Raw genomic sequence first — 273 nt, 5'->3', positions numbered from 1 at the left:
TCATAATGCCCGCGGCGTGGAACCAGAGCGTGCTGAAATTGCGCTGAATCTGATCGGCCAGATCTATCGAGTGGAGGAAGACATCCGCGCCGCACAACTCACGGGGAAGGAGAAGCAGTCCCACCGTTTGAAGCACAGCAAGCCTGCGGTGGAGTCCTTCTTTGCCTGGATCGAGGAGCAGTTTCGCAAGCAGGACTTCCTGCCCAGCAGTCCCCTGACGGAGGCCATGGGCTACGCGCGGGAACGGGAGGCAGGGCTGCGGGTATTTCTGAA

Annotated in this window: 1 protein-coding gene; it reads left to right on the top strand. The window is 60.1% G+C overall.

What is annotated here, in order from left to right; genetic code table 11:
* A partial coding sequence (locus IV91_RS0113030; RefSeq protein WP_031599166.1) for an IS66 family transposase occupies positions 1 to 273 on the top strand: 273 nt, incomplete at both ends.

The organism is Ferrovum myxofaciens (assembly GCF_000735045.1).
In the GTDB taxonomy this organism is placed as follows: domain Bacteria; phylum Pseudomonadota; class Gammaproteobacteria; order Burkholderiales; family Ferrovaceae; genus Ferrovum; species Ferrovum myxofaciens.
This window is presented reverse-complemented; position numbering and strand designations above follow the sequence as displayed.